This window comes from Testudinibacter sp. 'clade 2', assembly GCF_006227735.1.
In the GTDB taxonomy this organism is placed as follows: Bacteria; Pseudomonadota; Gammaproteobacteria; order Enterobacterales; family Pasteurellaceae; genus Chelonobacter.
On the sequence record NZ_VDHB01000007.1, the window covers coordinates 16057 to 29388 of the forward strand.

Here is a 13332-nt window from a genome sequence, read left to right on the forward strand (position 1 = left end):
TGGGGGAAATAGTATGCAATTACAATTTGAACATCAAGCCTATCAACACCACGCCATTAATGCCGTTGTGCAACTGTTTTGTGGGCAAGCCAATCGCACCCAAGAATTTGAATTAATGGCTGGGGGCAATACACCAGTGGTTGCCAATCACTTGACTTTGCCAGTCGATGAAATTAGCAAAAACTTGAATAGCGTACAACGCACAAATCATCAGCCACAAACACAGATTTGTGAACACGGTTTAAATTTTTCGATAGAAATGGAAACTGGCACAGGCAAAACCTATGTTTATTTGCGGACGATTTTTGAATTGCATAAACAATATGGCTGGACAAAATTTGTGATCGTCGTGCCCAGTGTTGCCATTCGTGAGGGCGTGCTGCAGAGCATTCGGGCGATGAAAACGCATTTTGATACGGAATTTGATAAGCCTGTTTTCAATCATACTGTCTATCACAGTAGCAAATTAACCGCTTTAAAACAATTTGCCACCAGCCAACATATCGAAATTTTGATTATGAATATTGATGCCTTCAAAAAAGACGACAATGTGATTAATCGGATTAACGAAAGCGGTGAAGCCCCGATGACGCAAATCAGCCAAACTCGCCCGATTGTAATGGTGGACGAACCGCAAAATATGGAAACAGATTTAGCCAAGCAAGCCATTGATTCGTTAAATCCGTTATTTGTGCTGCGATATTCTGCTACGCATAAAAACCCTTATCACAAAATCTACAGCCTAAATCCGATTGAAGCCTATAACCAAAAATTGGTGAAACAAATTGAAGTCAATTCGGTGCTGAGCAAAAACGACACCAATGGGGCGTATGTGGTGTTAAAGGAATTTGTGGCTGGCAAAAAAAGCCTACAAGCCAAAGTCGAGCTGCATTATCACGACAACAAAGAAACCAAGAAAAAAACGGTGAGCGTGAAATCAGGCGATGATCTGTTTGATAAATCAAATGGTAACGAAAGCTATCGTCATGGTTTTATTGTCAATGGCTTAGATATGGAAAATGGCACAATGGCGTTATCGGGCGGTCAAATTATCAGCCGTGATGATGACAATGATTTGTTGCGTGATGAAATCATGAAAGCCCAAATGCAATGCACCATCAAAGAACATTTAGCCAAAGAAAAACGGCTAAATCCACAAGGCATTAAAGTGTTGTCGTTGTTTTTTATTGATAAAGTGGCAAATTATCGGAGTGACGGCAAATTTGCCAAATGGTTTGTCGAAATTTATGAGCGTGAAACCGGTGAAAGTGCGGTCGGTGTGCATGATGGTTATTTTTCAGGTGATAAAGACACTAAAGGCAATAGCGCCGCCGATGAAGCGACTTATGATTTAATCATGAAAGATAAAGAAAAATTGCTGTCATTTAACTCACCACTGCGGTTTATTTTTTCTCATTCCGCCTTAAAAGAAGGTTGGGATAATCCTAATGTATTTCAAATTTGTACATTAAATGAAACTCGCTCTCCGATAAAAAAACGCCAAGAGATTGGGCGAGGTTTGCGTTTAGCAGTCAATCAGCAAGGGATGCGTGTGCGTGATGAAGCGGTGAATATTCTGACCGTGATTCCCAATGAAAGCTATGAAAGTTTTGCTGCTAATCTGCAAAAAGAATATACCGATGAATGTGGCATTCACTTTGCCAATGGCGGAGTCAAAAACGCCGACAGCAAAAAATCACAAACCTTTCGTAAGGGCTTTACACTCGATCCTGAATTTTTGGAAATTTGGCAAAAACTGCAACACAAAACCTGTTATTCGGTGCAGTTTGAACGACAAGCATTAATCAGGCAGGCTTGTGAGTCGATTGCACAAATGCCTACCATTCAAAAACCACAAATTGAAATTAAAAAAGCCACTATTCAGCAAAATCAAACCGATGGTATTTTTGGCAAAGAAAAAGCCAGCCATTATCAAGATGTGCAAATCAATGGCAAGCTACCGAATATTTTGCAAGATATCCAACGAAAAACACAACTCACTCGGCAAACGGTGTATGAGATTATTATCAAGTCTAATCGCTTGAATGAATTACAGCATAATCCACAGCGGTTTATTGATTTGGTCAGCGAAAAAATATTACTCGCCTTGCATGAATTAATGGTTGATGGCATTGAATATTCTAAATTGCCTGAAAATAGCGAAAGCTATAGGCAAAGTTTGGCAAAATGGCAAGATTTAGAAAAAAATGGCACACAATTTTTCTTAAATGAACATACTTTTTATGTGAAGAATAGCCAAAAAACCATTTTTGCGGATTTTATCGCCTTGGATTCGCACACCGAAAAACAATTCGCCGAAGATTGTGAAAATTATGACAACGTAAAATTGTATTTCAAATTGCCAAGCTGGTTCAAAATCCCTACGCCGATTGGCAGTTACAACCCTGATTGGGCGATTGTTATGCAAGATTGTGAGCAGGTGTATTTTGTCGCCGAAACCAAAAACACGGGCAAAGGCATTCAAGATGGCGTTGATTTATCTCAGCTTTCACAAGCAGAACAGCAAAAAATCGCTTGTGCACAGCGGCATTTTGCGGTGTTTGATGGAATTAAATATCGAGTGGTGCAAAGAGTTGATGAGTTGTAGAAGATCAAACCTACTCTTCTACATTCACTGGAAATCCTAATCACAAGTGCGGTTTGACCGCACTTGCTGTCATCGCCTTACTCGTCGGTTATTTGCTCATCAAGCAAAATAACCAAGCGGTCGGTTTCAATATTGCTTTGCAGCGTTTCCACTTCCGGCAAGGTTTTGGTTACTTTTGCCGACAGGGTTTTGAACCGTTCCACTTTGCCGTATAAGCCCTGATTGCCGACCAGTGCGGTAACGGTATTATTGTAGTGGTTATTGGCGGCAGTGAGCGAGCCGCCCAGTTTTTGCAGCCGTTCTGCCAGCAGACTGACTTGGTTATACAGCTCGCCGGCGCGTTCGCTGATTTCACGCGCTTCGCTATTGCCGCGTTCAATTCGCCATAAATTTGCCACCGTGCGCAAAATCGGCATTAAGGTGGTGTGCGACACCAAAATCACGTTTTTATTATAGGCATCGTTAAACAACGTGCGGTCGAGCTTCATCGCTTCGATATACGCCGGCTCAATCGGGATAAACATCAACACAAAATTGGGGCTGCGCATGCCGATCAGGTTGCTGTAATCTTTGTTAGACAACTCATTGATGTGATTGCGGATCGCTTTAACATGCTCACTCAGGTAATGCTGTTGCTGCTCCTCTTCGCTGCCAACCGCTCTTTCATAGTCCACCAACGAGACTTTGCTGTCAATAATCAGATGTTTGTCGTCCGGTAATTTGACGATAAAATCCGGTTGTTTGCGCTTGCCGTCACTGTCTTGAAATGAGGCTTGGGTAGCGTAGTGATCACCGGCAACCAAACCTGCCAGTTGCAGGCTGCGTTCCAGCTGCATTTCGCCCCAATTACCGGCGGTTTTCTTGCTGCCTTTCAACGCCGAAGTCAGGTTATTTGCCTCTTGCGACATCGACAGACCAATCTCCAGCACTTTTTTGATCTCCCCCTCAAGTGCGGTATTGCCTTTGATTGCTTCAGAATGCACCTCATTAACCCGTTTTTGAAAACTTTCAATCTGCTCGCGGAACGGCTTCAACAGGCTGTCGATCGAATGTTGGTTGCTTTGGCGAAACGCTTGGCTTTTCTCTTCCAGAATCCGGTTTGCTAGGTTTTGAAACTCAACCGAGAGTTGTTGTTTGCTCTGCTCAAAATTATGCTGTTGCTCGGCAAAATTTTTCTCTTTTTCTGATAACGTGGTTTTCAGCTCGGTCAACTGTTGTGCCAATTCGCTTAATTGTTGGCGTTGTTGTTGTAAACCCTGTTCTTTTTGTTCGACCGCACTTTGGCTGTGCAGCAGCTGCTGTTGCAGGCTCTGTGCTTGTGCCGAAGCACTGCCGTAGCGCTCTTTCAGTTCGGTGATATTGCGGTTAATACCCTCGTTGCGTTGTTGCAATTGATCAAACTCTTGTTGCAGATAACCGATTTTTTCGTCGCGTTCCTCCAAGCGTTGTTGCAACCCTTCGCTGCGGGTTTGCGCTTGAATCATGCGCTGCTGCAGGGTTTCACGCAACTGTTGCACGCTGTCATATTTTTCCAGCAATTGATTGAAATCATCAATATTTTTATTCAGATCTTGTTGCAATTCTTGGCTGTCGCGTTTGCGCCGTACGGCGATAAAAAATAGCAGCAGGCAAAGTGCGGTCAGCACCGCACAGATCAATAACCATTGGTTTTGGCTTAATTCTGTCATCTGGTAAGTTCCCTCTTTTCTTTGCAGCGATTATAAAGCAAAATATCAGACTTAGCGAAATTGTACCTCTACCTTAAACGGCTATTATATTATGCAAAACACCCTTTATTTGGCGTCGGGCAGTCCGCGTCGTTGGCAATTGCTGCAAGAATTGGGGCTGAATTTAATCAAAGTCAGTGCTGAAATTGATGAAACGCCGTTCGCGGATGAACCGGCGCAACGTTATGTGCTGCGCATGGCACAGCAGAAAAATCAGCGGGCGTTGCAAGTGTTGGGCAAAACGCCGGAATTTCCACTGTTGACCGCAGATACCACCGTGGCATTGCAGCAGCAAATTATCGGCAAGCCCGAATCAGAGCAAGATGCCGCTGCGATTTTAAAACGGCTTTCCGGCAGCACTCACCAAGTGTTGACGGCGGTTTGTGTGCACTGGCAGGGGCAAACTCACAGCGTGCTGCAAACCAGTGAGGTGACCTTTTCCCAATTAACTGACGAGCAAATTTGGGCGTATATCGCGACCGGTGAGCCGATGGACAAAGCCGGTGCGTTTGCGATTCAGGGCTTCGGCAGTCTGTTTGTACGCCATATCAGCGGCAGTTTCAGCGGAATAATGGGCTTGCCGATTTATGAAACTGGTGAGTTGTTGATCAATAAGTGCGGTTTGACAAACCCACTGCTCGCTGCGCAACACGCCCGATGATGCCAAAACAACACGCTACTCAACACGCTATTGTACAGGCCAACCATTTTGGGCAAACTCGGCAGCCGTTTCTGTTTTTGATCGATTTTGAACAGCGCAATCCGTTGGTATTGCCGTTGCATGAAGCGGCAGCGCAGGGCATTTATTATGGCATTAAAGGCGCAACCAATCGTGATTGGCAGTTGGACAAGCCGAACGAGCCATTGCAGATGACCCGTCACCCAATCTCTTTCGAGCGCTATCGGCAAGGATTTGAGCTCGTGCAACAGGAACTACAGGCAGGCAATACTTATCTGCTGAATTTAACCTATCCGACCGCACTTGATTGCAATTATAGCCTGCGACAAATTTTTCAGTTTAGCCAAGCGCCATTTAAAGTGCTGTGGGACGATCAGTTTGTCTGTTTTTCGCCGGAGTCTTTTGTCACCACTGCCGAAAATAAAATCTATTCATATCCGATGAAAGGCACGATTGATGCGGCGTTGGACAATGCTGAACAACGTTTGCTGGCCTCGGAAAAAGAGCAGTGGGAGCACAATACGATCGTGGATTTGATTCGCAATGATCTGTCGATGGTAGCAACGCAAATTGAAGTCAGCCGATTTCGTTATGTTGAGCGGCTGCAAACCGAACGTGGTACCATTTTACAAACCAGCTCGGAAATTTGTGGACAGCTGGCAGCGGATTGGCAACATCAGATTGGCGATCTGCTGTTTAAGTTGCTGCCGGCTGGTTCGATCAGTGGCGCACCGAAAGAGAAAACACTCGACATTATCCGCCAAGCCGAATTGGACCAGCGTGGTTACTACAGCGGCATTTTCGGCATTTTTGATGGCGAAAATCTGCAAAGTGCGGTATTGATCCGCTATTTGCAGCAACAAGGTGAGCAGTTGCTGTTTCGTAGCGGCGGCGGCATCACCGCACAAAGCAGTTTGCAAGACGAATATCAGGAGATGCTGCAAAAAGTGTATATTCCAATCATCTCATATGAGGTGGGTTAATGTTGCCGCTCATGGAAACCATTGCCGTCGAAAACGGTCAGTTGCAGAATGTGGCGTATCACCAGCAGCGCTACCAACAGGCATTGCACGAATATTATGCCGATACGGACGTGCAAGTATTTGATTTATCGGCAATCATTGTGCCACCGGAGTTTCAGCACGGGGTGGTGCGTTGTCGGGTGGATTATAACGCCATGCAGCAGCAAGTGCGGTTTTTCCCCTATCAACGCCGTACGATTCGCCGTTTTCAGCCGGTGATTTGCGATACGATCGACTACCACCTGAAATACAGTGACCGCACTTTACTGGATCAGCTGTATGCTCAGCGCGGCAATTGCGATGAAATTTTGATTATCAAACACGGCAAACTGACGGATTGTTCGATTGGCAATCTGGTGTTATTGCAAAACGGCGTGTGGTACACCCCGGATACGCCACTGTTGGCAGGAACCCAACGGGCGAAACTGTTGGTAGAAAATAAAATTCAATTGCGCTCGATTACCATCGACACGTTAGCGGATTATGACGAAGTGCGGGTGATTAACGCTTTGAATCCGTTGGTTTAATTTGTCATTGCATACAGAAATTGTTGCCGGCAAAGATCAACAGCCTCTATAACAGTCCGAGCAGATTGCCTCGGCTCTTGTATTCATTTTTAAATGGGCAGATGCAATCTGCCCTATATTGACTTATCGAATATCTTTGCCGATTTGTTGCTTATCGCAACTAGAACCAGAACACATAGGCAATGGTTGCGATGATAAAGGTGGAAAGAATATTCAACCAGAATCCGCCACGTACCATTTCACTCTGTTTCACCTCACCGGTACCGAATACAATCGCATTTGGCGGGGTGGCGACCGGTAGCATAAAGGCACAAGAAGCACCTAAGCCGATAATTAACGATAAGCCCAGTGGCGGCATGCCTAAGGCTTCAGCGATAGAGATAAAGATCGGTACCAATAGCGCCGCACTGGCAGTGTTTGAGGTGAATTCGGTCAAGAAGATGATAAACGCGGCAACCACTAAGCCGATGATGTAGAAATGCCCACCTTCAATAATGTTCACGACTTGATCTGCCAATACTTTGCTGGCGCCAGAATCACGCAGCACCGCACTTAGGGTCAAACCACCGCCGAATAGCATTAATACGCCCCAATCGGTATTTTTCTGAATGTCGTCCCAAGCTGCGACACGGGTGACGCAGATCGCCACGGCGGCAACCAGAGCCACCACGCTGTCGAAACTGGCGATATTTTTCTCTAGCCCAAACAAGGCAGAGAGGAGTGGATTCAGATGTCCGCTGAACACCCAGCACAGCGCAATCACCACAAAGATACCCAAGGTGGTGTACTGTTTTTTGTTCAATGCGTTTTCTTCAAAATTCTTTTCGAAGGCAGCGTTTAAATTAGGTTTAAAAACAATGTAGAGTGTGCCGATCATAATTGGCATCAGCAGCAGCATAGCCGGGAAGCCGTATGCCATCCATTGCCCAAATGTAATATTCAACTGTGAAGCCACAATGGCATTTGGCGGACTGCCGACCACAGTACCCATGCCGCCGATACTGGCGCTGTAAGCGATGCCGAGTAACACGAAAACATAGGTATTGTGTTCGCGGCTTTTATCCATTTTGCTCAAAATTCCCATCGCTAACGGCAACATCATTGCAGCAGTGGCGGTGTTGCTCATCCACATCGACAAAAATGCCGTGGTGGTGAACAGGTAGAGTACTGCCAAAAATAGCCTGCCTTTGGCTAGATTCATGATTTTATTGGCGATAATTTTATCCAAACCTTGAATATGCAATGCGGTAGCCAAGGCAAAGCCGCCGAAGAACAGGAAAATCGTTGGATTGGCAAACGAAGCCAAAGCGGAAGTGGTGGAAACCAATCCGAGAGCAATCGCCATAATCGGTACCAAAAGTGCGGTTATGGTTACATGCAATGCTTCTGTCAGCCATAAAATCCCAACAAAGACCAATAGCGCTAAGCCTTTATTTGCATTCGGTTCGAACGGCAACACATTCAGTAGGATAAAAAATAGTATAACATCCGCTAAAAATATGATGCTGGCACGTCTTACGGTATGTTCTTCAATCTCGCTTTGCAGCGGCTCAGGTTTGTTGATGTCGCTCATAATGTTTTCCTTATCGACAAATACTCAGCACAATTTAAGGCTGTGGCTTAATCGTCTTGTTGGTTGTAAGGTTTGAATATAGCAGAATGTTGTAATTTTATTAACTAAATGGAATAAGCAATTGCCAGAAATGTGAACTGGCACAAGGAAAAAGGTTAACACGTTAGTTTGGTGGCACTTAGCGGTTGAGAGGATGAATCGTGTGAGGGATAAAAGCCCCTGTCACCGGTGGTAATCAGAGGCTGATCAACGTGTTAGTCTTCAAAAGCAGGGGTTGTGGTTTCCACATTGAGTTCCAACGGTTCCGGCGATAAGATAATGCCGGTTAAGTCGGCATACACATAATCTTCCGGCAGGAACGAGACGCCACCAAAATTGATCGGCACATCGGTTTCACCGAGGGTTTTATCATCGGCAGACACCGGAATCGGTGCCAAGGCATGAATACCAATGTCTAGATTTTCCAAAATATCCAGCTGACGAACCGCACCATAAACGATAATGCCTTCCCAATCGTTGTCTGCTGCCAGCTGCGCCAAATCTGCATCGATCAAGGCACGACGCACCGAGCCACCGCCATCAATCAACAACACCCGTCCCAGACCATCTTCTTCTAAGACTTCTTCAATCAAACCGTTGCTTTCAAAGCATTTTACGGTGGTGACTTTGCCGCAGAAACTGGTTTTTCCACCAAAGCTGGAAAAAATCGGCTCTACCACGTCAATTTGATCTTGATAAATGTCACATAATTCTGAAGTGTCAATACGCATAGCCCTATCCTTAATCGATAATAAATCATCAGCACATCAGTCGCTAGTATAAACAGGAAACATAAAAATTACCAATTAAACCCGCTTGACAGCAGCAATCCGGCGCTAAATAGCAGGTTGACCGACAGCGCCAGCAGTGACATTTGCGCTAACATCGGACGAAGCTGTTGTGGCTGTTCGGTATGAAACACCGTCCAAGCGTGTTTGATCAGCAGCGGAAAGGTTAAGATTGGCAACGCACCGAACCAGTGCGGAAAATAGAGCAGAGCAAACGCCAAATATAGTCCCATGGCGCAGGCAAGCAGCCAGCAGTGGTAAATTTTAGCGGGCTTATCACCCAGCCGCACCGCAAGGGTATTTTTGCCGACTTTGCGATCCTGTTCGATGTCGCGCAGATTATTGATATTCAACACGGCGGTTGCCAGCAAACCACAAGCGGTGGCGACCATCAACACCGGAAAGTCGAGGCGGTGAATTTGCAGATAATAACTGCCGCCCACACCGAGCCAACCAAAAAAGATTAGCACCGAAATATCACCCAGACCTAAATAACCATAGGGTTTTCGCCCGATGGTGTAAGTGATCGATGCCAGCACAGCCACCACGCCCAACACCGCAAAGGCGATCAAGTCCTGCCAACTTTCGGTAGCGAGCAGAATCAGCGCTGAGCCGCAACATAAGGTGGCTAGAATAACTAAAATCAGTCCGATTTTAAGTTGCTTAGGGCTGATCACCCCATGCTGAATACCGCGCAATGGTCCGATGCGCTCGGCCGTGTCGGAGCCTTTGAGGTGATCGCCATAATCATTGGCGAAATTGGAGACGATCTGCAATAAAAGTGCGGTCAAAATTGACAGTAACAGAATCGGCAAACTGAAACTACCATTCCATTTTGCCAACGCCGAGCCGCTGACAATTGATGCCAACGCCAGTGGCAAGGTTTTCGGGCGGGCGGTTTCCAGCCACATTTTTAAAGAGGTTTTGTCCATCGTTACCATTTCAATAAAAAATAAAAGTGCGGTTATCCACCACACTCAATTTCACCATTTATAATCGTTTGAGTGGTATTATATGCCAAAATTTTCCCCGTGTTTTGATTTGGACGGGTATTTTCATGTTTTTTTAAGAGGAAAAATCCAGAATGGCTGCGGATTTGGTATTTTCTGCATTACAACTGCAACCGGTGGCCGTGGCACGTACGCCGTATAACGAAAAATTTGCTGTGCCACGTCAGCCGGATTTGGTGCCAGACGGCACGGGCATCATTGAGCTGTTGCCGCCCTATAATCAGCCCGAAACGGTACGAGGTTTGGAACAGTTCAGCCATTTGTGGCTGATTTTTCAGTTTGATCGCATCGCTGCCGATAAATGGCAGCCCACCGTGCGCCCACCACGTCTGGGCGGCAACCAGCGAGTTGGTGTGTTCGCTTCGCGCGCCACCCACCGCCCAAACCCAATCGGTTTATCCAAAGTGCGGTTGGACGGCATCCAAATAGAGAAGGGTAAAGTGCGGTTACAGGTTGGCAGCATCGACTTAGTCAACGGTACGCCGATTCTGGATATCAAGCCCTATCTTGCTTACGCCGACAGCGAACCGAATGCCGTCAGCGGTTTTGCCCAAACCCAACCAAGCGCTGAGATCGAAGTGCGGTTTGCTCCTGATGTTGCGGCGTTTATGCAGCAACAAAGCGACTACCCGAACCTACAACGTTTTATTCGCCAACTGATTGAACAAGACCCCCGCCCTGCCTACCAACAACAAAACAGTGACCGTGACCGAATATATGGTATGAGCATCTGGCAATTCAACGTCCGTTTCCGTTTTGTAGCAAACAACAGCGCCGAAGTGATCGCAATTGAGGTGGAAAACCGCACTTTTTAGTTGAAAGTGCGGTTAGAAAAAGGCGATTAGAAAAGTGCGGTCGCGAGTTATTTGGCTTAGTTATTCGGCTTTATAGCTGCATACCGCAATAAAATTCAGCCGCTGTTGTGGGTCATTGAACAGCTTAAACATCTTCTTAAAGGTTGGAAAATTTTGCGGTTTTAGGGCATTACGCACAATGTTGAATGTGCCAGCGACGCCTTCATCATAAATCATGCCGATTGGCGATAATAGCGTCATACGGTCATAAATTGATTCGCAACGGGAAAAACCGCACTCCAGAAACAGGTTTTGCCAGTTTGCTTGGCTCAGCGGTGTGACGGTGATGTTAATCGCATGACGCAGCGCTTGGATTATTTCAGGGTCGTCATCACGGGTCAGCATTACATCATGGGTCAGCAATACGCCACCCGGTTTCAGCACGCGAAAATATTCACTGACGGCTTTGCGCTTCGCTTCCAGCGGTAACATGGTCAGCATTGCTTCGTTGATCACCACATCAAAACAGTTGTCGTCAAACGGTAATTTGGTGGCATTGGCACGCTGGAGGTGGATGTTATCTTGCAAGCCGTGCCGTTGAATATTGGCTTCGGCTTTGCTTAATGCTTGTTCGTCCAAGTCCACAGCGGTGATTTGGCAACCGTATTGCTTTGCCAAACCGATCGCGGTGGTCGCCATATTGCACGCCACTTCCAGCACTTGGCTATCGGAATTGAAGTTGCCGTGTCCAATCAGCCATTCGGTGGCACGTCGCCCGCCCGGACGCAAGCGGGTTTTGCCTAAGCGTGCCAAAAAATTGTGCCCGACTTCCTCTTTTTTCATATTCATACGCTCACACCTTCACACCTTTTATTCTTCTGGACTCAGATTAAAGATATATTTTAAATAAGCATTATCATAAAGAAGTACAGCGTGTTTGACAAATGAAAATTGTTATTATCTTTAAATAATAAAAAAGCCTTGCAGAGCACGCCCTGCAAGGCTTCTAACATGATAAAGTGCGGTGTTAGCGGGTGCCGTAAACCACAATGGTTTTACCGTGTGCCGAGATCAGGTTTTGATCTTCCAGCATTTTCAGAATTCGACCGACGGTTTCGCGCGAGCAGCCGACGATTTGTCCGATTTCCTGACGAGTAATCTTGATTTGCATGCCATCAGGGTGTGTCATGGCTTCGGGCATTCTTGCTAAATTTAGCAGCGTTTGTGCAATGCGTCCGGTCACATCCAAAAACGCCAGATTGCTGACTTGTTTGGAAGTGTGTTGCAAGCGTCTTGCCAGCTGAGTCGAAAGGTACATTAGCACTTCAGGATTGATTTGAATCAGTTGGCGGAATTTTTTATAGGAAATCTCTGCCACCTCGCAAGTGGTTTTGGCTCGCACCCAAGCAGTGCGTTCGCTTTCTTGTTCAAACAGCCCGATTTCGCCGACAAAATCCCCTTGATTCAGATATGAAAGAATCATCTCTTTGCCGTCTTCATCTTTAATCGACACCGAAACTGTGCCTTTGATTAAATAATATAACGTTTCGGCCTTTTCACCGGCGTGAATCAAGGTGCTTTTCGACGGATATTTATGGATATGGCAATGAGAAAGAAACCACTCTAATGTTGGATCTGAAGATGTTGGTTTTGTTGCAAATTGATCTTGCATAAATGCCTCTTTTAACGATGTTGCTGTATTCTAAACGATACAGCTTATTGTGCTTGTAAAAATAATTTTTTATCTTTTATATCAATCGACTGGTGTAACTCTGACCACACTAATACGGCATTGCCTGCTTCCAGTTGGCGACGTAGCTGTGCCTTTTTTGTGTCAGTGTCAGCTCGATTGCACCGTAATCGGTTCCCTCTCGCAGCACAAAAGATTCCAAGATATTGTCGAGGGTTTCTGCTGCTAATGCTTGCCATGGAATGATCATAGTAACGCTATTTTAACAAGGACGCAAATAACGGCCATTGTTGTGCAAATTCACTGTGGCTGCTGCGACGGAAATTGGTGCGTACATAGCGTAAAAATTGCCCTTCGCAAAAGGTCACCAGATGGGCTGCGATCACTTTTTCATCAATTTCAAATGCTTTACCGTTGCGTAAGCGCTGCATCTGTAAAATATTGTTGAATTGCAATTCCAGACCGTCAAAAAATTTGACGACCCGCACTTTGAGCGCCGGATCTTCAAACATTAACGCATGTCCGCTCAGCACTCGGGTCATGCCCGGATTTTTGCGTGCAAAATCCAGAATCATTTGCATAATATTATGAATGCGAGTCACGGTGTCGGTATCGTTTTTTATCGACTGCTTGATGCGGTGTAGCAGATTCTCTTCAATCAGATCGATCAACGCTTCGAACATCTTGGTTTTGCTCGGGTAATAGCGATAAAGTGCGGCTTCGGATACGCCGATCTCTTGCGCCAAACGGGCGGTGGTGATGCGCTCCATGCCTTTGTCGGAATGCAGCATATGAGCCAGTACGGTCAGCACCTGTTTACGCCGCTCTTTTATCGAACGTTTTGCCGATGGGCTATTATTTACAGAATGATTCAT

12 protein-coding genes and 1 pseudogene are annotated in these 13332 nt (G+C 45.8%); 5 read left to right on the forward strand and 8 right to left on the reverse strand.

What is annotated here, in order from left to right; translation table 11 throughout:
* Positions 1–13: 13 nt before the first annotated feature.
* Positions 14–2608, forward strand: a complete 2595-nt coding sequence (locus tag FHQ30_RS00965; RefSeq protein ID WP_139610614.1) for a restriction endonuclease — start codon at positions 14–16, stop codon at positions 2606–2608.
* A 77-nt stretch (positions 2609–2685) separates the two neighbouring features.
* Here the strand turns inward: FHQ30_RS00965 and FHQ30_RS00970 are convergent, their stop codons facing one another.
* A complete protein-coding gene (locus FHQ30_RS00970; protein ID WP_139610613.1) occupies positions 2686–4296 on the reverse strand; it encodes a DNA recombination protein RmuC in 1611 nt (536 codons plus the stop codon).
* Between the two features lie 88 nt (positions 4297–4384).
* Between FHQ30_RS00970 and FHQ30_RS00975 the strand changes: the two genes are divergently transcribed.
* The 3 genes from FHQ30_RS00975 to FHQ30_RS00985 are packed head-to-tail and all read left to right on the forward strand — an operon-like array spanning position 4385 to position 6563.
* On the forward strand, positions 4385–4996 hold the full coding sequence (locus tag FHQ30_RS00975) for a Maf family protein (protein WP_442805646.1): 612 nt from the start codon (positions 4385–4387) through the stop codon (positions 4994–4996).
* The gene (locus tag FHQ30_RS00980; RefSeq protein WP_267963763.1) at positions 4993–5997 is read left to right on the forward strand and encodes an aminodeoxychorismate synthase component I; all 1005 of its coding nucleotides are present in this window, start codon (positions 4993–4995) and stop codon (positions 5995–5997) included. Before FHQ30_RS00975 ends, FHQ30_RS00980 begins: the two co-directional genes overlap by 4 nt.
* Entirely contained in the window at positions 5997–6563 is a 567-nt protein-coding gene (locus tag FHQ30_RS00985; RefSeq protein WP_139610611.1) for an aminotransferase class IV family protein, read from the forward strand. Before FHQ30_RS00980 ends, FHQ30_RS00985 begins: the two co-directional genes overlap by 1 nt.
* A gap of 160 nt (positions 6564–6723) precedes the next feature.
* Here the strand turns inward: FHQ30_RS00985 and FHQ30_RS00990 are convergent, their stop codons facing one another.
* From FHQ30_RS00990 to FHQ30_RS01000, 3 genes are all read right to left on the reverse strand, one after another.
* Positions 6724–8136, reverse strand: coding sequence for a DASS family sodium-coupled anion symporter (locus tag FHQ30_RS00990; protein WP_139610610.1), 1413 nt, complete (start codon positions 8134–8136; stop codon positions 6724–6726).
* A gap of 254 nt (positions 8137–8390) precedes the next feature.
* A complete protein-coding gene (gene rraA / locus FHQ30_RS00995) occupies positions 8391–8906 on the reverse strand; it encodes a ribonuclease E activity regulator RraA (RefSeq protein ID WP_139610609.1) in 516 nt (171 codons plus the stop codon).
* 68 nt (positions 8907–8974) lie between these two features.
* Entirely contained in the window at positions 8975–9895 is a 921-nt protein-coding gene (locus FHQ30_RS01000; RefSeq protein ID WP_139610608.1) for a 1,4-dihydroxy-2-naphthoate polyprenyltransferase, read from the reverse strand.
* A 152-nt stretch (positions 9896–10047) separates the two neighbouring features.
* Between FHQ30_RS01000 and tsaA the strand changes: the two genes are divergently transcribed.
* Entirely contained in the window at positions 10048–10788 is a 741-nt protein-coding gene (tsaA, locus tag FHQ30_RS01005; protein WP_139610607.1) for a tRNA (N6-threonylcarbamoyladenosine(37)-N6)-methyltransferase TrmO, read from the forward strand.
* Between the two features lie 60 nt (positions 10789–10848).
* Here tsaA and FHQ30_RS01010 read toward each other — a convergent pair whose 3' ends face one another.
* The 4 genes and pseudogenes from FHQ30_RS01010 to slmA form a co-directional block, all read right to left on the reverse strand.
* A complete protein-coding gene (locus tag FHQ30_RS01010; protein ID WP_139610617.1) occupies positions 10849–11610 on the reverse strand; it encodes a class I SAM-dependent methyltransferase in 762 nt (253 codons plus the stop codon).
* Between the two features lie 184 nt (positions 11611–11794).
* Entirely contained in the window at positions 11795–12439 is a 645-nt protein-coding gene (gene crp / locus FHQ30_RS01015; RefSeq protein ID WP_132965196.1) for a cAMP-activated global transcriptional regulator CRP, read from the reverse strand.
* A 44-nt stretch (positions 12440–12483) separates the two neighbouring features.
* Positions 12484–12707: pseudogene (locus tag FHQ30_RS01020) on the reverse strand (YheU family protein).
* 7 nt (positions 12708–12714) lie between these two features.
* The gene (slmA, locus tag FHQ30_RS01025) at positions 12715–13332 is read right to left on the reverse strand and encodes a nucleoid occlusion factor SlmA (protein WP_139610606.1); all 618 of its coding nucleotides are present in this window, start codon (positions 13330–13332) and stop codon (positions 12715–12717) included.